Annotated in this window: 24 protein-coding genes; 4 read left to right on the forward strand and 20 right to left on the reverse strand. The window is 36.2% G+C overall.

The window, feature by feature from the left end; genetic code table 11:
* Positions 1 to 7: 7 nt before the first annotated feature.
* The 3 genes from LPC23_RS02665 to LPC23_RS02675 all read right to left on the reverse strand — a co-directional run bounded on the left by LPC23_RS02665 (position 8) and on the right by LPC23_RS02675 (position 7261).
* A complete protein-coding gene (locus LPC23_RS02665) occupies positions 8 to 6142 on the reverse strand; it encodes a hypothetical protein (protein ID WP_229330904.1) in 6135 nt (2044 codons plus the stop codon).
* Positions 6143 to 6148: 6 nt separating this feature from the next.
* Positions 6149 to 6700, reverse strand: coding sequence for a hypothetical protein (locus LPC23_RS02670; protein ID WP_229330906.1), 552 nt, complete (start codon positions 6698 to 6700; stop codon positions 6149 to 6151).
* 84 nt (positions 6701 to 6784) lie between these two features.
* The gene (locus LPC23_RS02675) at positions 6785 to 7261 is read right to left on the reverse strand and encodes a T9SS type A sorting domain-containing protein (RefSeq protein ID WP_229330907.1); all 477 of its coding nucleotides are present in this window, start codon (positions 7259 to 7261) and stop codon (positions 6785 to 6787) included.
* Between the two features lie 183 nt (positions 7262 to 7444).
* On the opposite strand from LPC23_RS02675, the gene LPC23_RS02680 reads away from it, so the two are divergent.
* Positions 7445 to 8647 carry a helix-turn-helix domain-containing protein gene (locus LPC23_RS02680; RefSeq protein ID WP_229330909.1) on the forward strand — a complete coding sequence of 401 codons (1203 nt, stop codon included), beginning with the start codon at positions 7445 to 7447 and terminating at the stop codon, positions 8645 to 8647.
* 182 nt (positions 8648 to 8829) lie between these two features.
* A complete protein-coding gene (recA, locus tag LPC23_RS02685) occupies positions 8830 to 9837 on the forward strand; it encodes a recombinase RecA (protein ID WP_229326250.1) in 1008 nt (335 codons plus the stop codon).
* A gap of 52 nt (positions 9838 to 9889) precedes the next feature.
* Here the strand turns inward: recA and LPC23_RS02690 are convergent, their stop codons facing one another.
* Positions 9890 to 10639 carry a lysophospholipid acyltransferase family protein gene (locus LPC23_RS02690; protein WP_229331572.1) on the reverse strand — a complete coding sequence of 250 codons (750 nt, stop codon included), beginning with the start codon at positions 10637 to 10639 and terminating at the stop codon, positions 9890 to 9892.
* Positions 10640 to 10839: 200 nt separating this feature from the next.
* Here LPC23_RS02690 and LPC23_RS02695 point away from each other — a divergent pair, with 200 nt between their 5' ends.
* Positions 10840 to 11376, forward strand: coding sequence for a DUF2975 domain-containing protein (locus LPC23_RS02695; RefSeq protein WP_229330911.1), 537 nt, complete (start codon positions 10840 to 10842; stop codon positions 11374 to 11376).
* Between the two features lie 3 nt (positions 11377 to 11379).
* Positions 11380 to 11589 carry a helix-turn-helix domain-containing protein gene (locus LPC23_RS02700; protein ID WP_229330912.1) on the forward strand — a complete coding sequence of 70 codons (210 nt, stop codon included), beginning with the start codon at positions 11380 to 11382 and terminating at the stop codon, positions 11587 to 11589.
* A gap of 65 nt (positions 11590 to 11654) precedes the next feature.
* Here LPC23_RS02700 and LPC23_RS02705 read toward each other — a convergent pair whose 3' ends face one another.
* The 16 genes from LPC23_RS02705 to LPC23_RS02775 form a co-directional block, all read right to left on the reverse strand.
* A complete protein-coding gene (locus LPC23_RS02705; RefSeq protein ID WP_229330914.1) occupies positions 11655 to 13028 on the reverse strand; it encodes a murein hydrolase activator EnvC family protein in 1374 nt (457 codons plus the stop codon).
* Positions 13029 to 13049: 21 nt separating this feature from the next.
* Positions 13050 to 13829 carry a lipoprotein insertase outer membrane protein LolB1 gene (lolB1, locus tag LPC23_RS02710; RefSeq protein WP_229330915.1) on the reverse strand — a complete coding sequence of 260 codons (780 nt, stop codon included), beginning with the start codon at positions 13827 to 13829 and terminating at the stop codon, positions 13050 to 13052.
* Positions 13826 to 15025 (reverse strand): tetratricopeptide repeat protein, encoded by a 1200-nt coding sequence (locus tag LPC23_RS02715; RefSeq protein WP_229330916.1) that lies wholly within the window; start codon positions 15023 to 15025, stop codon positions 13826 to 13828. The genes lolB1 and LPC23_RS02715 overlap by 4 nt, the downstream gene beginning before the upstream one ends.
* A gap of 6 nt (positions 15026 to 15031) precedes the next feature.
* A complete protein-coding gene (locus tag LPC23_RS02720; protein WP_229330918.1) occupies positions 15032 to 16042 on the reverse strand; it encodes a sugar phosphate nucleotidyltransferase in 1011 nt (336 codons plus the stop codon).
* A gap of 223 nt (positions 16043 to 16265) precedes the next feature.
* A complete protein-coding gene (locus LPC23_RS10290) occupies positions 16266 to 16814 on the reverse strand; it encodes an STM3941 family protein (protein ID WP_420842314.1) in 549 nt (182 codons plus the stop codon).
* A gap of 37 nt (positions 16815 to 16851) precedes the next feature.
* The gene (gene dut, locus LPC23_RS02725; RefSeq protein ID WP_229330920.1) at positions 16852 to 17286 is read right to left on the reverse strand and encodes a dUTP diphosphatase; all 435 of its coding nucleotides are present in this window, start codon (positions 17284 to 17286) and stop codon (positions 16852 to 16854) included.
* Position 17287: 1 nt separating this feature from the next.
* A complete protein-coding gene (locus tag LPC23_RS02730) occupies positions 17288 to 18751 on the reverse strand; it encodes a lipopolysaccharide biosynthesis protein (protein WP_229330922.1) in 1464 nt (487 codons plus the stop codon).
* An 89-nt stretch (positions 18752 to 18840) separates the two neighbouring features.
* Positions 18841 to 19281, reverse strand: a complete 441-nt coding sequence (locus LPC23_RS02735; RefSeq protein ID WP_229326267.1) for a GNAT family N-acetyltransferase — start codon at positions 19279 to 19281, stop codon at positions 18841 to 18843.
* A gap of 80 nt (positions 19282 to 19361) precedes the next feature.
* Positions 19362 to 20222 carry an ATP synthase F1 subunit gamma gene (gene atpG, locus LPC23_RS02740; protein WP_229330923.1) on the reverse strand — a complete coding sequence of 287 codons (861 nt, stop codon included), beginning with the start codon at positions 20220 to 20222 and terminating at the stop codon, positions 19362 to 19364.
* A 75-nt stretch (positions 20223 to 20297) separates the two neighbouring features.
* Positions 20298 to 21875, reverse strand: coding sequence for a F0F1 ATP synthase subunit alpha (gene atpA / locus LPC23_RS02745; protein WP_229330925.1), 1578 nt, complete (start codon positions 21873 to 21875; stop codon positions 20298 to 20300).
* Between the two features lie 36 nt (positions 21876 to 21911).
* On the reverse strand, positions 21912 to 22445 hold the full coding sequence (atpH, locus tag LPC23_RS02750) for an ATP synthase F1 subunit delta (RefSeq protein WP_229326273.1): 534 nt from the start codon (positions 22443 to 22445) through the stop codon (positions 21912 to 21914).
* A gap of 2 nt (positions 22446 to 22447) precedes the next feature.
* Positions 22448 to 22948 (reverse strand): F0F1 ATP synthase subunit B, encoded by a 501-nt coding sequence (locus tag LPC23_RS02755; RefSeq protein WP_229326275.1) that lies wholly within the window; start codon positions 22946 to 22948, stop codon positions 22448 to 22450.
* A 117-nt stretch (positions 22949 to 23065) separates the two neighbouring features.
* A complete protein-coding gene (gene atpE, locus LPC23_RS02760; protein WP_008255642.1) occupies positions 23066 to 23257 on the reverse strand; it encodes an ATP synthase F0 subunit C in 192 nt (63 codons plus the stop codon).
* Between the two features lie 95 nt (positions 23258 to 23352).
* Positions 23353 to 24456 (reverse strand): F0F1 ATP synthase subunit A, encoded by a 1104-nt coding sequence (atpB, locus tag LPC23_RS02765; protein ID WP_229330927.1) that lies wholly within the window; start codon positions 24454 to 24456, stop codon positions 23353 to 23355.
* A 527-nt stretch (positions 24457 to 24983) separates the two neighbouring features.
* Complete coding sequence (locus LPC23_RS02770; RefSeq protein ID WP_229330929.1) at positions 24984 to 25205, reverse strand: AtpZ/AtpI family protein; 222 nt, start codon at positions 25203 to 25205, stop codon at positions 24984 to 24986.
* Positions 25195 to 25575 carry a bactofilin family protein gene (locus LPC23_RS02775; RefSeq protein WP_229330931.1) on the reverse strand — a complete coding sequence of 127 codons (381 nt, stop codon included), beginning with the start codon at positions 25573 to 25575 and terminating at the stop codon, positions 25195 to 25197. The genes LPC23_RS02770 and LPC23_RS02775 overlap by 11 nt, the downstream gene beginning before the upstream one ends.

Genomic DNA, 25575 nt, shown 5'->3' on the forward strand with positions numbered 1-25575 from the left:
TTCTTTATTAGAATAAGGCTCTTAACACGTTCCACTGTGATCCATCTGAAACCAATTTCACCCAGTTATTTGAAGCTTCTATTCCAATTGAAAAAGAAGATACTGCTGTGTTAGCACTATCAACATACATAGTCCCGGAAGCAGCATTAACAGTAATAGTAGATGATGTTTTATTTTTAATGGTAATCTCTTTTCCTGAATTGGTTGATGCAGCAGCAGGTATAGTAAAGGCAACATTACCTGTTCCTGTGTAAAAGATATAAGAGTCACCCAAACCAATTGTATAGGCTGCATTGGTATTTCTTACAACTACTGCACCAGGAGAATATGACCAACTTGCTACTCCATTAGCATCTGAAATTAAGACTTCTCCTGCAGAAGCTCCTGTTGGTATGGTCAAAGTTCCGTTTAACGTTGTTGCACCAGCAACAGTTAATGCACCACCTAAGGCTGTAGCTCCAGTTCCAACTGTTAATGTATTCGTTCCACTTACAGAGGTATTTCCGTTTAATGTAGTTGTTCCTCCAATAGTAGTATTGCCAGTTACACCTAGAGTACCTCCAAGGGTGGTGTTGCCTGTTACAGCTAAAGTACTTGATAAAGAAGTCGCTCCAGTAACTCCTAAAGTACCACTCAAAGTGGCGTTTCCTGTTACGCCTAAAGTGCTTGACAAAGTAGTCGCTCCGGTAACGCCTAATGTACCTCCTAGAGTTGTGGCTCCTGTTCCTACTGTCAAAGTATTCGATCCACTTACAGAGGTATTACCATTTAATGTAGTAGCTCCTGTAACAGCTAATGTGCCGCCTAAGGCTGTAGCTCCTGTACCTACTGTGAATGTACTAGATCCGCTTACGGCTGTATTCCCGCTAAATGTCTTAGCTCCAGCAACAGTTTGTGCCGTTGTTAAATCGACAAAGTTTTGTGAAGATGATCCAGTACCACCATTGGCAATTGGTAAAATACCTGTTACGCCTGATGTTAAAGGTAATCCCGTTGCACTAGTTAATACAGCAGCAGATGGAGTTCCTAGATTAGGCGTAACCAAAGTTGGACTAGTGGCAAAAACTAAAGCCCCAGTTCCTGTTTCATCTGTTACTGCGGCAATTAAATTCGCACTTGATGGAGTTGCTAATGCAGTAGCTACTCCCGTTCCCAATCCACTTACTCCTGAAGAAATTGGTAAACCTGTTGCATTGGTTAAAACTGCAGCAGATGGAGTTCCTAAAGCTGGAGTAACTAAAGTTGGACTAGTAGCAAAAACCAAAGTTCCTGAGCCTGTTTCATCTGAAATTTTTCCTGCTAATTCAGCTGAAGTTGTTTCAGCCAAAGCGCTTATTTTACTTGTTGTATAAATACCATTAGTTACTGTAGCTGCATTTCCTCCAATATTCAAATTCGCTACCGGTGTAGTTGAAGTCACTACTAATGGTGCTGTTCCTGTTGCTACTGTTGAAGTCAATTGTCCTGAAACACTTAAACTTGTTCCAGTGGCAGCACCAATAACTGGTGTAACTAATGTTGGCGAAGTAGCTCTTACAACATCTCCCGTTCCTATAGTTGCAATTTCTTGAGCAGCTCCAGCAGTTCCAGTAAAATTCCCTAAAACTTTGCCTGCCGCTACATTTTGAATTTTAGCATAGGTGATTGCCGCATCAGCGATATCAATTGTAGCAATAGTGCTATCTAGTATTTTAGCAGAAGTCACTGCATCAGCAGCTAGTTTCGCTTCTGTTACATTAGCATCTGTAATTTTTGCTGTGGTTACTGCGTTAGCAGTAATATCTGCCGCTACTATTGAGTTGGCCAAATTTAATTTTGAATATGCAATTGCCGCTGTTGAAGATACATCTGCATTTACAATTTCGCCATCTTTTATTTTAGCTGAAGTCACTGCATCAGCGGATAATTTCGCTTCTGTTACATTAGCATTTGTAATTTTTGCAGTAGTTACGGCATCTGTAGCTAACATCGCAGTTAACACTTTGCCCGTTCCAATAGCTGTAACACCTGCGTTAGTAATGGTTACATCTCCTGATGGGGTTACCTCGGTTGCCTCATTGGAAGCATTACCTACATATATTTTACCATCAGCTAACGTATTGATAGCGTTAATTGCTATAGTACTTGTAGAACCTGAGGTGCTTAATGCGTTAATCTGTGCTTGAACATCAGAAGTTAAGGTACCTATATATTGTAATTCTGTATTAGTAACTGAGCCATCAGCCAACTTGGTAGCGTCTATTCCAGTAGCTAGTTTTGCATTAGTTACTGCAGAATCAGCTAAATCTGCAGCTACAATGGTTCCATCGGCAATTTTTGCAGATGTTACTGCGGCATCAGCTAGTTTGGTTGTAGTTACATTAGCATTTTTAATCTTTGCAGTTTCTATAGCATCATCAGCTAAATCACCAACTATAATAGTTCCATCTGCAATCTTGGCTGAAGTTACTGCATCGGCAGCAATTGTAGCTGTGGTTACTTTTCCGGTACCAATAGTTGCCGCAAAACTTCCTGTTCCGCTTCCTGTTACATCACCTGTTAACGTAATGGTTTGGTCGCCTGTATTGGTGCCGCTTGTGGTACCACTTACCGTAGCATCACCACTAACGGTTAATGTTTTTGAGGCAGTTCCCCCTGCAATAGTAAATCCTGTAGCTAGAGCGGTAGGTGTCAATCCATTGATGCTTGTTGCAGTAGCCACTCCTAAAGTTGGTGCAGTCATCGTTGGACTTGTTAAGGTCTTGTTTGTCAAGGTTTCTGTTCCATCTAATGTTGCTAAAGTACCTGTAGTTGGTAAAGTAACTGAAGTAGCTGCGGTAGCGGTTAATGTAGTGGCAAAAGCTCCTGAGGTGGTTAAATTCCCTCCCAAAGTAATGGTTTTGGTTCCATTATTTACTCCTGTTCCTCCGTTAGCTCCTGGTAAAATTCCTGTTACACCCGTAGTTAGAGGTAGTCCCGTAGCGCTTGTTAATACGGCAGCCGAAGGAGTTCCTAAATTTGGTGTTACTAAAGTAGGAGAAGTAGCTCTTACTACATCTCCTGTACCTGTGGTTGCAATTTCTTCAACAACTCCAGCGTTGGCAGAAACACGTCCTAAAACTTTATCTGCTGCAACATTTTGAATTTTAGCATAAGTTATAGCGGCTGTAGCGATATCAGCTGTAGCGATTTCTCCATCTTTTATTTTAGCAGAAGTTACTGCATCGGCAGCTAGTTTTGCTTCGGTAACTGCAGCATTATTTATCTTGGCTGTTTCTACTGCGCTTGCACTGATATCTGCTGCTACAATTGAGTTCGCCAAATTTAATTTGGAATACGCAATGGCAGCAGTTGTAGATACATCATCATTTACAATTGTTGCATTAGCAATTTTAGCAGAGGTAATCGAACCATCAGCCACTCCAGCAGCAGCATTTAAAGCGTCTACATAACTTTTGGTTGCTGCATCTTGCGCCGCTGTTGGATTAGCCACTCCTGTTAGTTTTTTTCCCCCAAGTGCAACGTCAGCGGTTGCAGCTCCAAAACCACTTAAAGGAATATTAGCTTTATCTAATTTTGCATCGGTTACTGCGGCATCCGTAATTGTAGTGGCATTTCCAACACTCGTAATTGGCCCAGTTAAATTAGCATTGGTAGTTACTGTAGCGGCGTTTCCTGTAATCGAACCTGCAATAGTTGAACTAAAGGTTTGTGTTCCCGTAAAGGTTTGGTCGGCATCTGTTCTTGCAATTGTAGCATCAGTCGATGGAAAGGTCATCGTTTTCCCATCAGTACCGGCTAATACAATTGAATTATTAGCTGTTAAGGTTTTACCGTCCGCAATAGTTAAAGTAGCATTATTTGCAGGCTCGGTAATTGTTAGCTTATTTATAGAAGTGGCTGAAGCAGCCCCTAATACTGGCGCTGTCATTGATGGACTTGTTAAAGTCTTATTGGTTAATGTTTCTGTTCCATCTAGTGTTGCTAAAGTACCTGTAGTTGGTAAAGTAACTGTAGTAGCTGCGGTAGCGGTTAATGTAGTGGCAAAAGCTCCTGAGGTGGTGAAATTTCCTCCCAAAGTAATGGTTTTGGTTCCATTATTTACTCCTGTTCCTCCGTTAGCTCCTGGTAAAATTCCTGTTACACCCGTAGTTAGAGGTAGTCCCGTAGCGCTTGTTAATACGGCAGCCGAAGGAGTTCCTAAATTTGGTGTTACTAAAGTAGGAGAAGTAGCTCTTACTACATCTCCTGTACCTGTGGTTGCAATTTCTTCAACAACTCCAGCGTTGGCAGAAACACGTCCTAAAACTTTATCTGCTGCAACATTTTGAATTTTAGCATAAGTTATAGCGGCTGTAGCGATATCAGCTGTAGCGATTTCTCCATCTTTTATTTTAGCAGAAGTTACTGCATCTGTGGCTATCGTTGGTAAATCCGCAGTACCTGTTAAATCTCCAGCTAATTTAATTTTACCTTTTAAAACAGTAGTAGCATCTGGTGCTCCAGAGCTAACGCTTGCATCAACGTAATCTTTAATTAGTTTTACAGATGGATATTTATCAGTTGATAAAGCATCAACTGTTATATCAGTACTTTTATTAGCCAAATTTTCTTTCAAGTCCAAAGCCGTTTGTGTTGCTGTGGAAACTGGTTTGTTAGCATCTGATGTATTATCAACATTAGATAAACCAACCATAGTTTGTGTAATTCCTGAAACCGTTCCAGTAAATGTTGGAGAGGCTAAAGGAGCTTTCAATGCTTCGGCGGCAGTAGCTCTGGTTACTTCAGCTGCTAAGTTAGTTGTCAATGTAGCTTCAGCGGCCGTAGCTCTTGTTGTTTCTGCTGCAATAGCAGTGGCGTTTGCTGTAACATTAGTCGTTAAAGTAGCCTCGGCTGCGGTAGCTCTAGTTACTTCAGCTGCTAAGTTAGTTGTCAATGTAGTTTCAGCGGCCGTGGCTCTTGTAACTTCTGCTGCAATAGCGGTGGCATTTGATGTAACATTGGTCGTTAAAGTAGCCTCTGCTGCGGTAGCTCTAGTTACTTCAGCGCCTAAGTTAGTTGTCAATGTGGTTTCGGCAGCCGTGGCTCTTGTAACTTCTGCAGCAAGATCAACTGCATTTGCTTTCAAATTCAAAGCTGTTTGTGTAGCGGTTGAAACTGGTTTAGCTGCGTCAGAGGTGTTATCAACATTCCCTAATCCCAGATCTCCTTTAACAATTCCTAAACCTAAAATATTGGATTTTTGAATATTCAATTTAGTAAAATCAATTTGAGCATTTGCTGCCACGTCAGCGTTAACGATAGTCGCATCAGCAATTTTAGCCGAGGTGATTGATCCATCAGCTACTCCCGCAGCGGCATTTAAGGCATCCACATAATCTTTTATCACTTTTACAGATGGATATTTAGTGGTGGAAGCTGCATCAGCAACAATGTCCGTACTTTTATTAGATATATTTTCTTTCAAAGCCAATCCAGGTACACTAGGTGCTGCAGCAGTTCCAGCTAAATCACCTGCTAATTGCAATTTCCCCTTAGTGGTAGCATCTGCATCTACAATAGTACTTGATGTTAACTGACTATCAATGTAATTTTTTGTAGCAGTGGATATTGGTTTGTTCAAGTCAGATGTGTTATCTACATTACCAATTCCAAGATTAACTCTTGCACCTGCGGCTGTAGTTGCTCCCGTTCCTCCATTCACTAAGGCCACCACTCCCGTCACATTTCCTGCCACTATCGCAGCATTTGCAAATGGAACAGAAGCAATTGGTTCATTCGATAATTCCTCAAAGCGGCTACACAAACCTGTTGCGTCTAAGCTAACTTGTAGGTTTTTTTGAGCTGTTGCTGTCCAAGTTATAGCACTAAAATTACTAGCATATCCTCCAGTTTGAGTGCCTTGCCCTACTGTAATGTTAACCATACCAAACTCGTCGGTTTTGACTTTCACCTCTTCTTGGTATTCCAAACGATTGCTAGCATCTACAAAACTAAATTGCAAACAAATATTTTTATTTGACATCGGTACATTGGTCACATTAACACCCGGAGCATTTTGACCACCAGGCATGTAAATTACCGCCTGATACGTTATGGCGTTACTTTGTGAAAAGACTACTGTAGAAACTAATAATAAAACGAAGTAAACTAATTTTTTCATGTGGTATTATCTTTTAATTAAATCAAAATAGCCCCCAAATACAATTTGAGTGTTGTTAATAGATACATTATCGGTATTGTTGCCTAGTTTGAGACTTTTGCTCAAATTCAATCCGGCACTCAAATACCCGTTTTTAGATAAATAATATTTGGCGTAAACTCCAATCACAGGTTGTAAAACCAAGCCCGAAAACTCTCCGTTTCGAGTCAAATCAAAACCTGCATTGTTGACCGTTTGTTTTCCTCTAAGGATTGTAGAAAGGTTTAAACCTGCTCTAGCGCTCAGAAAAAAGAAAAAAGAATCATAAAATTGATAATCAACCGTACTTTGAACTCCCAAATAGGTGGTTTTCCACTCTAATCTGTTGAGAGGGGTTTCAGCGATAGCATTGAAATCATTGATGGTTACACTTCCGGTGTATTTTAAATCTTTGAAATTTTTGTATTTCAAAACGTCAGTATACCCAAATTCATAGGCGTCACCTACACCGTTAATGTCCAATTTCTCTGTAAAGGCAGCACGGTTTTTGTACGAGAAAGTACTAAAGTTTTTTCCCATGTTGAAAAAAACGCCTTGAGAGTAGATTGAAAAACTGATGAGGAAAAAAAGGATGTGGGGTACAATTTTTTTCATTTTTTTAAGTTATTTAGATTTAAGAATTGCGGTTCCGAAGGAATAATTGGTTCCTTCTAATTTGACAAAATATTCGCCTGCGGCAAGCATCAGGTTGTTGATAGTAAGCACTTGATTTGGTGCTTCTTTTTCTTGGTGTTCCAAAAGACGTCCGTGAATATCAAATAATGAAAAAGAGATTTTGCCCGGAACGGGATGATCCATTTTAAAATTTACTTGATCGGTAATTGGATTTGGAAAAACCGTGGTTTTATTTTCTATTGGCTTTATGGGAGCCGCCGAAGAGGATTTACTCTGCTGAAAACCTTGGCTAACGATCATCTTTCCGTTTACCGAGGTTCCAATGGTGGATTGTTGAGCAAATGTTTGACTCACCACAATACCCTTGGATGTAGTGGCAACCTTACCTTGAGCGGACAACATTTGACGATGTAACTGTTGGCCAAAGGCTATTCCTGTGAAAAAAAATAAAAATAAAAATCGCATGACACTCATTTTTTAGAAATACTTTATCAATAAAATAGGTTTTTTTGCTGAATAACCCGCAAATTTATTGGCTTTGACAAACAAAATCTATTCATTTTAACAGAAATATGTCCTAAAAACAAAAAAACAGGACAAGTTTATTTGTTTTTATTTGATTATATTTGTTTTTCATTCCCCAATGTCATGCTTTTAACCGTTTCGTTGTTTACGCTATTTTTATCTTTCGTTGTTTTAAAAAACAATTGGAGCGGAAATAAAACTGCCGTGTATTTATCTTTTTTTTTACAAATTACAGCGATCTATGGCATTACCCATTATTTAATTCTTTACAGTCAATCGGCATTTTGGATTGCGATTTTTTACAACCACTTTACCGCATTAATGTTGCTTCTTGGTCCGCTTTTGTATTTTTATGTACGAGGTGTAATTAAAGACACTTCTTCATTAACTAAAAAAGACTTGCTTCATTTTATACCTGCGCTTATTCACGGCATTGGATTAATTCCATATGTAATTCTACCGTTTGAAGAAAAAATTAAAATTGCGAACTCCATTATTCTTAATATAGACGTGCTGACTCAAATTAATGTGAACTATTGGTATAGCGCAAGCACGAGCTTTCTCACTAGACCGATTCACTTATTAATTTACGCCGTAGTAAGTTGTTATTTGGTTTGGACCAATTACAAAGTAAAAACAGAAGACAAAGACATTCCAAAAAAACAATTGGCTTTCAGTTACAGATGGATTGTGATTTTACTCACTACGGTTATATTACTTACATTAGGCTTTCTTTACATCACTGTATCCTCTTTAAGTTCAAAACCGAGCATAGGTTTAGAAAAATCCTATCCTCTATACCTTGTTATGGGGTTGGCTTTTTGTTCAATTTCATTTTTTCTACTCTTATTCCCTACCATTTTATATGGAATTCCAAGACGTTTGAAAAACAGAAAGCCGTTTGAAAACAATGAAAATCATATTAATTACAAATGGGAAAAGGATACCGGTCCAAACGAACCTTTTGCAGAAATAGCGCAACAAATTCTAGAATATATTAAAACAGAGAAACCATTTGTAGACCCGAGCTTCTCGATAAGTGATATTAGTTTTGCCTTGAAAATTCCTCAAAACCATGTGAGTTACTGTATTCATGAAATACTAAACACCCGATTCCCAAAGTTAAAATCGGAACTACGCGTACAATACGCAATTGATTTGTTGGAAAGTAATTCTAAAGAAGTGTTAACTATAGAAGCTATTGGCGAAAAATCAGGCTTTAAAACACGCTCCAATTTTTATACAACCTTTAAAGATTTGACTGGCGTTACTCCTTCCGAATATATAGAAAATCAAAAGAAAAAAGGAGTACATTTTGCTCAATAACCACCTTTTTTTCATTTCTATTCCTCTTTTACATTTCTAGCCTACTTATTTTTAAAGAAGTACTAAAAAATGCAAATTGCATCTCTTGTAACTTCAGAAAAAAAAACTATTTTTACGAAAACAAATTAGGGAAACCAATCCCTTCTATTCCCTTAATTGATAACCAAATAGATACATAAAAAATGAGTTCAGAGAAAGAAGCCAAGTTAAAAGCGTTACAACTTACGCTGGATAAGCTAGACAAAACCTATGGAAAAGGAACTGTAATGAAAATGGGCGATAAAGCCGTTGAAGAAGTAGAAGTCATTTCTTCTGGATCACTTGGTGTCGATTTAGCATTAGGTGTTGGTGGTTATCCAAAAGGAAGAATCATCGAAATCTACGGACCAGAATCCTCTGGTAAAACAACTTTGACATTGCACGCTATTGCCGAAGCGCAAAAAGCTGGTGGAATTGCTGCTTTTATTGATGCAGAACACGCATTTGATAGAAACTATGCAGAGAAATTAGGAGTTGATATTGAAAACTTAATTATTTCACAACCTGATAATGGTGAGCAAGCGCTAGAAATTGCGGAGAACTTGATTCGTTCTGGAGCTATTGACATTGTCGTTATTGACTCGGTTGCAGCCTTGACTCCAAAAAGCGAAATTGAAGGCGAAATGGGAGATTCTAAAATGGGTCTTCACGCGCGTTTGATGTCACAAGCACTACGTAAATTAACTGGTACAATTAGTAAAACACACTGTACTGTATTCTTTATCAACCAGTTGAGAGAGAAAATCGGAGTAATGTTTGGTAATCCAGAAACTACAACGGGTGGAAACGCATTAAAGTTCTATGCTTCAGTTCGTTTGGATATTCGTCGTTCGTCTCAAATTAAAGATGGTGAAAACGTAATTGGAAATAGAACCAAAGTGAAAGTGGTAAAAAATAAAGTGGCACCGCCATTTAGAACTGCTGAATTTGACATTATGTATGGCGAAGGGGTTTCTAAAACAGGTGAAATCTTAGATTTGGCTGTTGAATTTGAAATCATCAAAAAATCAGGTTCGTGGTTCAGTTATGGTGATACTAAATTAGGTCAAGGACGTGATGCAGTTAAAGCCTTAATCAAAGATAACCCAGAATTAGCAGATGAACTAGAAGAAAAAATCAAATCGCAAATCAAAGAATTAGCGGCTGAGTAAATTTTCTTCCACACAAAAAAACCGCAAGTACTTGAATTACTTGCGGTTTTTTTTATGCTGTTGTATTATCAAAAGTTACTAATTGGTTGTAAATAATTTGGTAAACTTCATCTTTAATCGCTTTTCTGTCGTCTAAGGATTTACCTTTTGTCTCTATGTGTAGGTGGATTTTTACCCTCATTAATCCGGGACTTCCGCTAAAAAAAGTATAGGACAATCGTTTTTTGTTATCGCCAAAAGAAATAGGTACAATAGGAATTTGATGTTCAATGGCTAAACGAAAAGCACCGTCTTTAAATTTGTCCAGTACAATCGACTCGTCATAAGGAACTCCTCCTTCTGGAAAAATACAAACACTCAATCCTCTATTCAATCTTTTTTGTGCACTTTCATATACCGCTCTTCTGCTTTCGGCATTATTTCTATCCACTAAAATACAAGTTCTTTTATAAAAAAATCCAAACAAGGGAATCGAAGCCAATTCTTTCTTACCCACAAAAACAAAAGGACGATCTACTACGGCCAACATCAACATAATATCGGTCATCGAAGTATGATTGGCCACAATCATATAGCTTTTGTTGGGTTCTAAGCTTTGAACGGTTTCCACTTTATAATAAAAACCCATGCTAAACAATATGAACTTGCCCCAAATTCTTGCTAAAGCAAAAAAATAGTTATAGCCGCGTTCTGATACTACTGACAATAACAATAATGGCAACATCACCAATATAGGCAAGGCGATCATGATGTAAAACCATATGCGCCACAGCAACCAAAATAGCATTTTAACTCCTCTCATAGTTGCCAAATGTATGAAATGGAACTGCATTTTGAAAATATAATTGAATTCATTGTAATTCCGTTTAATTTCCGTCATTATACAGAGAGTTGTTTTTATTCCAAAGCCACATTTTTTTAAAATGATGATTTTTACAATAAATATTTATTGATTATCAATAAATTTATATCTTTGTTGGTATAATTTAAAATTTACTAATTATGAAAAAAAACAATACTACTGTTTTAAAAGGCTTACATATTGCTTCTTGGATCATTTTTATCGGACTTTGTATTGAAGCGGGTGCGCTACTCTTTAATTTTGTTTTTACCTTATTCCAACCTCTTGCAACTCAAAATGTTTACAACGGATTAGATCTTTCTGTATTATATGAAAAAGAATTTCCTCACTTTGTGGGAATAATGAGTTGTATCGTTATTTTAGCATTTATGAAATCCTACTTGTTTTATTTGGTGTTAAAACTATTTACTCAATTAAACATCGTTGCTCCATTTAGCGTCGAAATTGCCAAAATCATAGAAAAAATTAGTTACGAAGCTTTTTCAATAGCAATGCTGAGTATAATTACGAAACAATACGCTAAAAGACTGATTCAAAAGGGATACGAACTAAGTGATACAAGTGCGTATTGGAACGATACCGCGGCATTTTTAATGATGGCGGCCATTGTGTATGTCATATCACAAATATTCAAAAGAGGGATTGAATTACAACAAGAAAACGACCTAACAATTTAAAGGATGGCAATTATCGTAAACTTAGATGTAATGATGGCAAAACGCAAAATGTCATTAAACGAATTATCAGAAAAAGTAGAACTGACTTTAGCCAATCTTTCCATCTTAAAAACTGGAAAAGCAAAAGCGATTCGCTTCAGCACCTTATCCGCTATTTGCGACGCTTTAGACTGCCAACCAGGTGATATTTTGGAATATACCGCTGACAAGTAATAACGTGCCTTATAAAGGTTATTTATATCAAAAAAGCACTACTCTCGTAGTGCTTTTTTTATTTATTAATTCGACAACCAACCCGAAGGATTAATGTAGGTCGTATTTTGAAGTATTAAGAATTTAATCACTGTTTTGCCAGTTTCACCATTGGAACGAACACGCCCAATCGATTGTTTACGACTTACTTTATCGCCTTTGTCAACACTCACCGAACTAAGGTTTTGGTAGACTGTAAAATAATCACCGTGTTGAATCATTACTGCTCTATTTACCGGAGACACATTAAATACACTAAACACCACCCCATCAAAAACGGCTCTTGCAGTAGCACCTTCATCGGTGGTGATTTCCACACCGCTATTATGTACCATAAGCGATTTGTATACTGGATGTGCTTGATTTCCAAACCCTAAAGTGATTTTGCCGCGTTCTACAGGATATGGCAATCTTCCTTTGTTAGCTCTAAAGTTATCAGCTACAATTTTTGCTTCGGGTGTTAAGTCAATTTTTGTAGACGAAATTGGTTTCTTAGCTTCTTCTTCCGGTTCTTCTTCCTCTACAGCTTTAGCCACCGTTTTAATGGTTTTACCGGTTTTGTTAGCTTTCGCTAATTCTTTTGCAGCGGCAGCAGCAGCGGCTTTCTTTTCTTTTGCTGCAGCAGTAGCGGCAGCTTTTTGTTTTGCACGCTCAGCAGCAGCCTTTCTATTAGCTTCAGCAATAGCTTGACGTATTAAACGATCTATTTGCTTATCAATATTGCGCGCTTCTTGTTGTTTTTTCTTGATGTCGTTTGCAATCTTATTCTTGTCTTTCTTAATTGAATTAACTATTTTTTCTTGTTCTTTCTTTTCTTGCTCTAAAGACAAACGCTCTTTTTCTTTCTCCTCAATCAATTTTTGTTTAGCCGTTTTCTGAACTTCTAGTTTTTTATTGTAGACCAATAGTTCTTTTGACTTCACATTAATTTCCTCGCCCTGGATTTTTCTGAAACTAGTATATTGTTTCATGTATTGCAATCGTTTGTAAGCTTGTTGAAAATTTTTAGACGACAATAAAAACATCGCTCTACTCTCTTCTGAACGGCTTTTATACGACTTAACAATCATTTTAGCATAATCTTCTTTAAGCACTTTAAGTTCTTTTTTAAGCTTGTTGATTTCCACCTGATTGATGTACATATCGTTGCTCAACAATTTCGCTTGTTTTTCTGTGGTTTTGATCAAGTTCTCTTTCAGCGCTATTTTTTTCTCTTGAATAGCCATGACACTCACCGCTGATTTTTCTTTTTTCTTAACGGATTGCAAGAGTCTTTCATTCTCTTTAATTTCTTGCTGAATTTGGGCTTTTCGTTGTTCTAACTTCTCTTGTTGCGAGTCTTGGCTCCAAACTAATGAAGTAGCGCAAACAAAAAATAAACTGAGGAGAAATTTTGACATGATAGAAGGTTTTTTGCAAATTTACTTAATTAAAATTCTTTTATAGCCATTTGGAATACTATACGGGTAAGAAAGTGCTTCGTTAAAAGTAACTGTAGTGTAATTTAAACTAATTTCTGTTTTTTCTTTGGCTTGAATAGCATGAATAAAAACGGATAAAGGAAGCGTTCCTTCATTAAAACTAGTATGGTTGGCATAGCTCACATTAATCATTCGATCTTGTTCTGGCTGAGCAATAGCCTGTCCTTGTATTCTGAAATTCTCTTGATCCAAAATGAAAGATTTCAAAGTGTTTCCTGATTGCAAATCAGTCAATTCATACCCTTGATCCACTTTGGCTAAAGCGTATTTTCCTTGTTGTAAATTATCAAATGCTTGGCCTAACAACATATTCTGAATTTTAGAAAAATCCAGATCCGTTCCCAACCATTGTGTTAGACCGCTAAAATCACCTTCAAAATAAGTGCCGTTCATTTTTTCGTAATAACTTACAGATGAGGGAGTAATTAAGGCTTTCGCCATTGTGATTCCTAAAAAGCGAACGCTAACTAAAATTTGCTCGTCTTTCTTAATTTTAATTTCTGCCGTTACGTTTTGTGTTTGCTTTTCATCTGAAAAACGCACATTCGATTTGATATAAACGGTCTCAAAGTTGGTTTTGTTGTTATAATGATTGGTTATAATATCCTCTGCCGAAACTTCTTTAGTTGAAGTAACTTCAGGCACGGTTGTCACCGCAGCTTGTTTGGTTTTACAAGACGCCAACACGGTTAAAAACAACAATAGTATGACCTTTCTCATTTCTTTTTCTTCTGTATTAATTGATTTGCTTTCGCAAAAAAGCTGTCTTTTTTCTTAAAGTCGCCCAAACCATTATAGGCTTCCGCCAATTGCAAATTAAAATTGATTTCCAAATCCAAATCGTCAATTACAAAATCCAAACCGGTTTCTAAAGCTTCCTTCGCTTTATTAAATTGGCGCATTTGATTGTTGGCTAAGCCAAAATAAAAATAAAAATACGCCTGGGAAGGATACAATTCCATTCCTTCTTCTGCTTTTTTTGCTAGTTTTTGAAACTTCTTAGCCGTTGTATAGGCTTGAAGCAAAAGCAAATTAGTTTCCACTATTCCAACTTCTTTTTGAAGTGCCAATTCATAAAAACGAATCGCTTTCTCTGTATTGTTTTTATTCTGATAGAACTTCCCAATAGCTTGCGCTACATTGACTTCTTTATCCGAATCGAAAACCGAAATTGCATTTTCCAAAGCGCCTTCATATTGCGGATTATTGTATGCAAAAATCAAGAATTCATTGAACACTCGGTGCTTGACCGCATTAGGAATCTGCGCGTTTGCCAAAATACTATTCATCGTTTGAACCGCTTGGTTTCCGTCATTGGCATCCAAATAATTCTTAAATTCAGACAACTCTTTCCAGTCGGAAGATTGGTTTTTGGTAGCCAAAAGAATTTGATTTTTAAACTGCGTGCGCTCTTGTGACTTGCCGTATTTAGCATTCATCTCCCCTATCAAAGTCAATGCTTTTTCTGATTGATTGGTTGCCATATACAACGGAATCAAATCGTCTTTATTACGCTCGTCAAACAAAATTAATTGTTGTACCGCAGTCATCGCACGTTCGTAATTCTTGGTTTGAAAACTTAAGTCATAGATTCCTGTCCAAAACCATTTGTTTTTCGGCTCAATTTGTGTTGCTTTTTGAAACGCTTGATAAGCGTTTTCGTATTGCTTTAAAGCCAAATAGTTTTTGCCTAATTCAAAATGAACTGTTGCGTTATTGGGTTGGCTCAACAAACATTTCTCTAAAGCCGCAATCGCTTTGTCGTAATTCTCAATTCCTTTTTGCAACAAGGATTCGTAAAATGAATCCTGAAATTCATCCGAGACCATAGCAATTTCTTCAGGTTCTGTTTGCGTCAATCCTGAAAGCGGAAGAAACAGAGTGATACAGAAAAGTACTATCGTCTTTGTATTCATGTTATTTTATTCTAAAACCGAATAATCTCCGATGCTGATGCTGGTAAAATTCCCGTCAAAACTTGCGTGATTTCCAATCATTGCATTGTCTAAATTGGCATTTTTAATATGCGAATACGTTTGTACCAAACTGTTTTTAATCGTGCTATTAACAACGTGACATCCTTTCCCTAAAGACACATTAGGACCAACAGTTGTGTTAATCAACACCACATCTTCCCCAATATAACAAGGCGGAATAATCGTAGAATTCTCCGATTTTACTCCATAATCTACCAAATGTTCTCCGTCATTGTACAAAAATCCTAGCATTCTAGAATTAGTTTCTACCGTTACATCTTTGTTACCGCAATCCATCCACTCAGCCACTTCTCCTGGAACAAATTTCATGCCTTTAGCCATCATTTGTTTGATTCCGTCGTTGATTTGGTACTCGCCTCCGTGAATGATATTATTGTCTAACACCAATTGCAATTCGTTTTTCAACACCGCCACATCTTTGAAATAGTAAATTCCAATTACGGCTAAATCGGAAACAAATTCTTTTGGTTTTTCAACCAATTCGACGATTTCATTGGCGTCATTCAAGTTGATTACACCAAAGGCTTCTGGTTGGTCGACTTGTTTTACCCAAATCACGCTATCGGCATTTTGATCCAAATCAAAGTCGGCACGAATTAAGGTGTCGGCATAGGCAATAACTGCTGGGCCGCTCAAAGAATCTTTGGCACACATAATGGCGTGTCCTGTTCCTAAAGCTTCATTTTGGTAATAAATCGTTCCTTTAGATCCCAGTTTTTCAGCAATTGCAATCAAATCGGCTTCAACTTGTTTGCCAAAACTTTCGTGGATAATAAAAGCAATTTCTTCAATCTCTTGGTTCAAAACCCCCGCAATATCTTCCACCAAACGGTGAACGATAGGTTTTCCTGCTACAGGAATTAACGGTTTAGGAATGGTCAATGTGTGTGGGCGAAGACGAGAACCACGTCCTGCCATTGGTACTATTATTTTCATGTTATTGTCATTACGAGGAACGAAGTAATCTCATCCTCCTGTTAATTTATTTTAATTTTTAACCACAAAGTTCGCAAAGGTTTTTCGCAAAGTTCACAAAAGTTTTTTAATTAATTTCAGTCGAAGAAAGCTGATTTTTAGAAAATTTTTGATTGTTTATTTAAGTTTTATTATTTGCAGAATTCGACTGAATATAGACCTAAATTGTATCAAAAATAAATAGCTATCTATCATTTTTTAGATGATCATTTAAAATCGCTAATAGTTTTTTATGATTAATATTTAAAAAATTGGTTTGTATTACATATTGTGAATTCGCGATTTTAATATCAAATTTCAATAGAAATTTATAAAATAAAGAATTATTATATTCCTTTATTGGTTTTTTCATTTGGATACAAATCTGTCTATTGTTAGTAATTCCTTTATAACTAGTAGTTATTACAAAAAATGATTTGATTTCTTCAAAATTTACATTTGTTTTTTTAGTTGATAAAATATTGTAAATAATAATTTCATTTTTAGTAACGGTGAGAAGGGGTTTTGTTCTTATTAAATATAAAATTGAAATTATTATTCCAAACACGAATATAACAAACCCCAATAATAACATTGTGCTTTTAAACGGCTTTAATTCGAAATCAAAGAGATTTTCATTAATTCCACAAAACACCATAAGTGAAGATATCAACAATAGAAAAAAAGCCCTTATTTTATTTGAATAAAAGGATAAGTCCGTTGATTTTAAATTCGGTATGTTATTTTCTATCACGTTATTAAAATGTTGTCAATATTCTGTTAATCAAATCCTATTTCACCCCCGTGCTTCCAAATCCACCTTCTCCTCTGGATGTTTCAGATAATTCCTGAACTTCAATCCATTCGGCGCGTTCGTGTTTGGCAATAATCAATTGAGCGATGCGTTCGCCATTCTCAATTACAAAATCTTCATTAGATAAATTGACTAAAATCACCCCTATTTCTCCTCTATAATCAGCATCGACTGTTCCTGGAGAATTCAAAACGGTAATTCCTTTTTTGATAGCCAAACCGCTTCTTGGGCGAACCTGCGCTTCGTAACCAATCGGCAACTCAATAAACAAGCCTGTTTTTACAATAACTCGCCCCAAAGGAGCTAAGGTGATGGGAGCTTCTAAATCGGCTCTTAAATCCATTCCAGCCGAAGCAATCGTTTCGTAATTAGGCAACGGATGTTGCGACTTATTGATGATTTTTATAGTCATTTTATTTTTTTCGTTTAATAATAGAGAGTATGATTGCTTTTTCGTTGTGGTATACAAAATACACAAATACCAATAATAACGGAATTCCCACTAAATAGTTTTCTCGGAATCCGTAAAAAGAAATAGCAGAGAATACAATCGACAAGCCCAAATAGCCGCCAATCTTTTCCATATCATACGGAATAGGATAATACCGATTTCCTAACACATAAGAAATTAACATCATGCTTCCATAAGCCACAATGGTTGCAATAGCTGAGCCGTAATAGCTAAATTTTGGAATTAAAAGATAATTCAACGCCAAGGTTAAAACAGCACCTACAATCGAAATATAGGCGCCCATTTTAGTTCTGTCAGTTAGTTTATACCAAACCGAAAGATTGTTGTAAATCCCTAAAAAGAAATTAGCCAAAATAATCAACGGCACCACTTTCATGGCTTCCCAATAGGATTTGTCATCCAAAAGCAAAAACTTCAATACATCGGCAAAAACGATTACACCCAACAAAATCAAAGAACCAAAAATCACAAAATATTTGGTAATCATGGCGTAGGTTTGTGGCGCGTTTTCATTTTTAGAATGACTGAAAAAGAAGGGTTCAATTCCCAATCGGAATGCTGTGGCAAACAACACCATAAACAATCCTAGTTTATAACAAGCTGAATAGGCTCCAACTTCCGACTTAGCAACGCTTTCTGGCAACCAATATCCCAACAGAATTTTATCGAAATGTTCATTGACTGCAAAGGCAATTCCAGCAACCAAAATAGGCAATCCGTAACGCATCATCTTTTTCCAAAGTGCCACATCAAATTTTCGCGTTAAGAAAAGATAATTGGGTGATAACACAACTAAAGTTAATAAGCTTGCTGCTAAATTAGAAACGAAAATATAACCTATCTCATAATTGGCAACATACAAATTCCCAATAAATGAATTAGGACTTGAAGCGGCAATTTTTGGTAAAAGCAATAAGAAGAAAAGGTTCAATGCCAAATTAACGGCTACATTTCCAATTTTTATAACCGCATACAACATCGGTTTTTGGTTGGCGCGCAACTTCGAAAAAGGCACAATCACTAAGGCATCTAACACCAAAATCCAAATAGCATAAGTAATATACTGCACATCAACATTAGCCAATGAAGCTAAAGTGCCTCTGAAAATTAAAGCCCCAAAAATAAAAATAATGGAGGACCAAAAAATAGAAATGGTCGAAGTAGCAATCACATTTTCTTTATCGGTCTCCGAATTATAGAATCGGAAAAAAGCCGTTTCCATTCCGTAGGACAATACCACGTTGAAAAAAACCATCCACGAAAGCACTATAGAAACTTCTCCATACTCACCTGTAGGCAAGATGCCTGTGTACAAACGCACGAGTAAAAAACTCAGCATTCGAGGCAAAACCGTTGCTAATCCATAGATTGCGGTTTGTTTGAAAAGACTTTTATATAATCCCAAGTTGGTCTGGTTTAGGTTTTGATAAAAACAAAAATAACGAATTCTTTGGTTTAATTTGGGTTTTGAAATTGGTTTTGTTAACAGCTTTTTTAAGACAATCCGGCTTCGTTCAAGGTCTTAATAAAGTGAAATCCTCTTGGATAATACCCTTGGTTATAATAAAAACGGTGTGCTGTAAAATTCCCTGTAAAGGCATCCAATACAATCATGGTACAACCGGCTTCTTCAGCTTTTGCATTGATATAATCGGTCATAAATTTTCCTGCACCTTTAGAACGATGATCTGGATGGACTATAAAATTATCAATCTCAAAATAGCGGCCTGACCACAGTTTAATTCCGGACCATAGACCCGAAAGTCCAATACATTCTTCGCCTTCAAATACAGCGATTTGAATATAGTTATGAGGAAGCATTTCGGTCAAATAGGCTTCGTATTTTTCTATAGTAAAGTTATTGCTGTACAAATGCTTCATGAGCTCAAATTGAGCTAACATCTCTTCTAAAGTTGTAAGTTCTCTAATTTCCAAGTTGTAAATTTTTTTTATAAAAATACTCAAAAAAAAGAGCCCCGCAATGCGAGGCTCTCATGATATATTTCAAACTAATATTATCCGTTCAACGCTTCAGCACCACCTACAATCTCTAAAATTTCGTTAGTAATTGCTGCTTGACGCGCTTTGTTGTAGGTTAATTTCAATTGATCTCTTAATTCCGTTGCGTTGTCAGTTGCTTTATGCATAGCCGTCATACGCGCTCCGTGTTCAGAAGCAAACGAATCTCTAATTCCTTTGTACAATTGTGTTTTCAATGATTTCGGAATCAAAGTCAATACAATTTCTTCTTTAGAAGGTTCAAAAATATAATCTCCTGTTGAAACAGGTAGGTCTGATTGAATTGGAGCCAAAGGCAAAAACTGTTCTGTTTGAATAATTTGAGTCGCCGCATTTTTAAATTGGTTGTACACCAATTCGATACGGTCGTATTCTCCAGCCACAAATTTTTGGGTTAATACCTCTGCAATTTGAGCTACATTATCAAAAGTCAAATCGTCAAAAATGGCGCTTTGATTATCAATAACCGTTAATGTTTTGCTCAAAATATCATTTCCTTTTTTACCAATTGCAAAAACATCTACTTGTTTTCCTGCGTAATAATCAGAACGATTTTTAACTTCTTTAATTACGTTTGTATTGAAAGCACCACACAAACCTCTATTAGAAGTAATAGCTACAACTAATACTTTTTTGATTTCGCGTTGTGCTGTAAAATCACCTCCTACATCACCATCTAAGGTAGCAGAAAGATTTTGTAATAATTCCGTTAATTTTTCGGCATAAGGGCGCATCGCTGTAATCGCATCTTGTGCTTTCTTAAGCTTTGCAGCAGAAACCATTTTCATTGCCGATGTGATTTGCATCGTAGATGAAATGGAAGTAATTCTATTACGGATTTCCTTTAAGTTTGCCATTCTAAATATGAAAATTTATCAATTTATCAATGTGCAAATGACTGTCATTCACACATTGACATATTGTTATATTGATTAATTATACTTCGCTGAAACTTCTTTTGCTACTTTTTCGATAACATCAGTAATGTTGTCATCTAATTTACCCGCTTTCAAAGCATCAAGAGTGTCTCTGTGTTTGTTGTTCAAGAATTCTAAGAAATCTTTCTCAAATTCTTTTACTTTGTTTACAGGAACATTTCTCAATAAGTTTTTAGAACCAGCGTAGATAATAGCTACTTGATCTTCAACAGTATAAGGTTCGTTCAAACCTTGTTTCAAGATTTCAACGTTTCTTTTTCCTTTTTCAATTACGTTTAAAGTAACCGCATCTAAGTCAGAACCAAATTTAGCAAACGCTTCCAATTCACGGAATTGCGCTTGGTCTAATTTTAAAGTACCAGATACTTTTTTCATTGATTTGATTTGTGCATTACCTCCAACACGAGATACTGAGATACCTACGTTAATTGCAGGACGAACCCCAGAGTTAAACAAATCTCCATCTAAGAAAATTTGACCATCTGTAATCGAAATTACGTTAGTTGGGATATAGGCAGAAACGTCACCCGCTTGTGTTTCGATAATTGGTAAAGCAGTTAATGAACCTCCTCCTTTTACAATTCCTTTTAAAGAATCTGGTAAGTCGTTCATATTTTTTGCAATATCATCATCAGCAATCACCTTACAAGCACGCTCTAATAAACGAGAGTGTAAGTAGAAAACGTCTCCAGGATATGCTTCACGTCCTGGTGGTCTTCTTAATAAAAGAGACACCTCACGATACGCCACCGCTTGTTTAGATAAATCATCATAAACAATCAAAGCTGGACGTCCAGAGTCTCTGAAATACTCCCCAATTGCAGCACCTGCCATTGGAGCATATACTTGCATTGGAGCTGGATCAGAAGCGTTAGCTGCTACGATAATCGTATACGCCATAGCTCCTTTTTCTTCTAACATTTTTGCAATACCTGCAACTGTAGAAGCTTTTTGTCCAATAGCAACATAGATACAAAATACAGGTTTTCCTGCATCGTAAAATTCTTTTTGATTTAAGATAGTGTCCAAACAAACCGTTGATTTTCCTGTTTGACGGTCACCAATAACCAACTCACGTTGTCCACGACCAACTGGAATCATCGCATCAACTGCTTTTACTCCTGTTTGTAATGGTTCAGTTACTGGTTGACGGAATACAACTCCTGGCGCTTTTCTTTCCAAAGGCATTTCGTATAATTCCCCACCGATTGGTCCTTTACCATCAATTGGTTGACCTAATGTGTTTACAACACGTCCTAACATTTGCTCTCCTACTTTAAGAGATGCAATACGTTGTGTTCTTTTAACGATTGAACCTTCTTTGATTCCTGTTGAAGCACCCAAAAGTACAACCCCAACATTGTCTTCTTCTAAGTTCAATACAATAGCCTCAAGACCATTTTCGAATTCAACTAACTCTCCGTATTGAACATTAGATAGCCCGTACACACGAGCAATACCATCTCCAACATTAAGTACTGTTCCTACTTCTTCTAGTGTAGCACCAGATTCAAAACCTTCTACTTGCTTTCTTAATATTGCTGAAATTTCAGCAGGTTTGATTTCCGCCATCTTACTTTATAATTTAAACACTTTTATGTGTAATAACTAATTACTAAACTCTCTTTTTAATACTTGTAATCTATTAGCAACAGAAGCATTGTATTGCTTGTCGCCTATTCTTAAAATAAACCCTCCAATGATGGAAGCATCTATCGTATTTTCAATTGTGATTTTCTTATCTGATAGCGTAGCGATTTTGGCTAAAACTTTAGCTTCTAAAGCTGCGTCCATTGCAATAGCTGTAGTTACTTTGGCTACTTCAATTCCGTTCATCTCATCAGACAATTTATTGTATTCCAAAGCAATTGCTTCTAGGATTTCAAATCGTTTGTTTTCAAACAACAAATGAAACAATCCTTGTGTTACTGCATTTACTCCTGAAAAAACTTCCAACAACGCTTTTTCTTTTACCTCAACTGAAGTAGTCGGGCTTTGAATGAAAGTGTTTAACTCTTCGTTTGCGTTGATTGTAGAAGCAATCAATTTCATATCGTTATTCACAACATCTGCCACCCCTTTTGAATTAGAGATGTCTAAGATTGCTTTTGCATAACGAATTGCTGCTCTTGTACCTGCCATAATTAGTTCAGTTTTACGTCACCTAACATTTTCTCCACTAATTTAGTTTGAGATTCTTTGTTAGACAATTCGTCTTTCAATACTTTTTCTGCAATACTTAATGACAAGGTAGCAACTTGTGCTTTCAAATCAGCCATAGCTGCATTCTTTTCGCTTTCGATAGCTGCTTTAGCTTGGTCAATCATTTTTTGACCTTGCTCTTGTGCTTCACTTTTAGCGTCAGCTACCATTTTCTCTTTCATTTCACGAGCGTCTTTTAACATAGCGTCGCGTTCAGCTCTTGCTTCTTGAAGAATACGTTGGTTGTCTGCTTGTAAGTTTTGCATTTCGTTACGTGCGTTTTCAGCTGATTCCAAAGCATTTTTAATACCTTGTTCTCTTTCGTTAACCGCATCTAAAATAGGCTTCCAAGCGAATTTTTTTAATAAGAATATTAATCCAACAAATATTACTACTTGCCAAATAAATAAACCAAACGAAAAATCATTAATTAACTTCTCCATTATATGTAATTATAAAATTGTAAACTTTTTTTAAATTGCTTGTAGCAATTGAATTTGTTTTAATTTTTAAAAACAATAGTTACAACCAACCGTTGTAACTACTGTTTTGTGTTTTAATTAAGCAGCGAATAACGCAGCGAAACCAATACCTTCAATAAGTGCAGCTGCAATAAGCATAGCTGTTTGGATTTTTCCTGAAGCTTCTGGTTGACGAGCAATAGCGTCCATTGCTGAACCACCAATTTTACCAATACCTAAACCTGCTCCGATAACAATTAATCCTGCTCCTACAATAGTTGGAATTTGCATAATATATATATTAAAAATTAAACATTCTTATTTATGGTTTAACTATATTAATTGTTTATGAGGTTAAACTATTAAACAATCAACAATTAAACTTATTAGTGATGCGCCTCTTCGTGGTGGTGCTCTTCATTTCCTGCACCAAAATACAAAGCAGATAACATCGTGAAAATATACGCTTGTAAAAACGCTACTAATATTTCAAGGATAGATAGTGCAAATGCCAATCCAAATGACAAGGTGCTTCCAATCCAGCTTTTAAAAATAAACATCAAACCAATAATACTCATTAATACAACGTGTCCTGCCAAAATATTAGCATACAAACGAATCATTAATGAAAATGGTTTAATAACTGTCCCCAACAATTCAATTGGAGCCAAAATAAATTTCATTGGTGTAGGCACTCCTGGCATCCAGAAAATGTGTCCCCAATAATTTTTGTTAGCAGAAAAAGTAGTAATCAAATACGTCATTAATGCTAAAGAAGCAGTGATTGCGATATTTCCAGTTACGTTAAATCCTAGTGGTGTTAATCCTAAAATATTCAAGAAAAACACAAAGAAAAAGATTGTAAGCAAGTAGCTCATGTATTTTTTATATGCTTTTTCTCCAATGTTTGGAATCGCAATTTCGTCTCTTACGTATAAAACTAAAGGCTCAAAGAAACGACCCGCTCCAGATGCAATTCCGCCATTTTTAGCGTATGATTTTGCTAACCCTCTAAATAATACAAACATTAAAATAGACACGAATAAAATTCCAACTACACTTTTAGTAATAGATAAATCCAATGGTTTAACATTCGTTGGGTGACCGTGTTCTTCAGTTAGTTTTCCTGAAGCATCTGTTTTGTATATTTTTTCGTGGTGTAATTTATAGAAGTTCCCGTTATGCTCTGCAACATCAGCTACTGGGCCATGATGAAATTCGCCAGAAGAAAAAACTTGCAAACCGTTATCCCAAAGAATAATTGGTAAAGAAAAACCATTGTGTTCTCCTGTTTCTTTATCTGCATTAAAATAAAAAGAATGTGAATCTAATAAGTGATGATTAATAAACTCTTTTATTTCAGATTTAACATCTTTGCTTGCTGTTGGAGTTGCCTCTTTTTCTTCAGTTGAGTTAGCAAAACCTGCCAAAGGAAGCATTGCGACTAAAGCTATAAATAGGAATTGAAGTGGTTTGTTTGAAATCACCATAACAGTTAAATATCTTAGTTTATTTAGGTTTCTAAAATTTAGGTGCAAAGGTACATTTTTTATTAATATTCAAAAGAATATAAAAATTTATTTTTAGGGATATTTAAAATCGTTTTTTAAAATTCCTTCTTTTCATTCAATAAATTAATAGTTATTGCGGTTTCTATTGCTAAAAAAAGAATAAAAATCACAAAAAAATTAATTTTTTCTATTGAAGCGGTCGGACTTTCCAGTTGTAAAATTGGACGAACTGCAAAAAAACAGGCAATCATTTTAATTGAAGTTATCCATAGAAAAATAAGCCCAACGGTGTCGAAGTTTTTTTGCTTAATTTTTTGTAAAACAAAAACAATTACTGCGGTTGCGAAAGCAAAACAACAATACTCTAATTCAAGCGAGTAATAGAACGTGGAAGGCTTAACACCTATAGAATGTAGTACTTGTATATGAACAAGATAAAACAAAACTGTTAACGGGATTAAAACCAAGAATAGTGTTTTATTTACAAGCTTCATTAGGGTCTGGTCTTATTGTTTGTTAACTTGATTTACTAATCTAATGGTGTTGTACATGGCCAGAAAAACGCCTATAATCAAAAGAACTTTATGATAATATACCCAATCATTAGGGTAATTGTTGTCCAGCCATTCTCCTAAAAAAGAAAATAGAAAAATAGTGATTCCCATTTGAGCAGGAATAGTAATCAAAACTAACCACTTGTTTTTTTTAGTCGGTAACTTATTCTCCATTTGGATGAGTAGTTGTTTTTGTTGTCATGGTACAAGTAGCCGAAAAATCAGCGCCAGGTTCAACCGCTAATTTACCAACGGTAACTTCGCCATAAATGGCCGCTGTTGCTTTAACATTGAGTAGTTCTTCTACTTGGATTTTCCCGCTAAATCGACCCTCAATATCGGCGCTTTTACATACAATATCTCCCACAACTATTCCGGCATGACCAATAACAATTTTACCTTCTGTTTGGAAATTTCCGGTTAATTCTCCGTCTAGTCTAAAGTCGGCAACCGAATAAATATTGCCTTTAATTCTTGTTCCTTCTACAATTCGGTTGGTTTTCCCTAAAAGGTCGGTGTAGGATTTGGTTTTTTTGTCAAACAT

Source organism: Flavobacterium ammonificans (assembly GCF_020885975.1).
GTDB lineage: Bacteria > Bacteroidota > Bacteroidia > Flavobacteriales > Flavobacteriaceae > Flavobacterium > Flavobacterium ammonificans.